General features: G+C 65.1%; 1 protein-coding gene. It reads right to left on the bottom strand.

Going from position 1 to position 637, the window contains the following annotated elements:
* Positions 1 to 637: phytase (locus HX823_RS31770; RefSeq protein WP_177078609.1), on the bottom strand; the 637-nt coding region annotated here is incomplete at both ends.

Below are 637 nucleotides of genomic sequence, written 5' to 3'. Positions count from 1 at the left end.
GGCCGACCTTGATCACGCTGGTGAGCGTGGCCGGTTGGTCAGCACGCGCATCCACCGCCCAGACGCCGACGTCTTCTTCACCAATGAACAGGCGCTGGCGCTGGTCATCGGCCACGCAGCCCTCGGGTTGGCTGTCGACTTTGAACTGGCGCACCAACTCGCCCTGCACCCGGCCGTCCGGTGCGCTCAAGCGGTATTGCAGGAAGGTGCCGTCCTTGCCATTGGCGATCGCGTAGATCTCACCGCTGGCAGGCTGGAACAGGCAGATGCCGTAGATTTCCTTGAGCGGCGTCGGCACTTCACCGGCGTCGCGCAGTTCGCCGCTCTGGCGGTCGATGCTGAACAGGCTCAGGCTGTTGTGATCGCGATTGCTCGCCACGGCCAGATCGACTGTGTGCGCGCCGAGCTTGAAGTTGGGGCGCACATCGACGTTATTCAGGCGGCCGACCGCCAGTTCCTGCAGCAGCTTGCCATCGAGGTCATAGGCCAGCAGGCCCTGCTTTTTGTTGGTGCCGAGCACGCGGCTTTTGGCAGGTTGTTCGGGGTGAATCCAGATCGCCGGGTCATCCGCCGCATCCCCCTGGCGACCGACCGGGTCGGTCTGGCGCAGGGCGGCGACTTCCGGCAACACCGGCTC

The sequence above is a fragment of the Pseudomonas sp. P7759 genome (genome assembly GCF_013386445.1).
Classification (GTDB): Bacteria; Pseudomonadota; Gammaproteobacteria; order Pseudomonadales; family Pseudomonadaceae; genus Aquipseudomonas; species Aquipseudomonas azotoformans_A.
The sequence above is the reverse complement of the archived record's forward strand: the minus strand, read 5'-3'. Positions and strand labels throughout refer to the sequence as shown.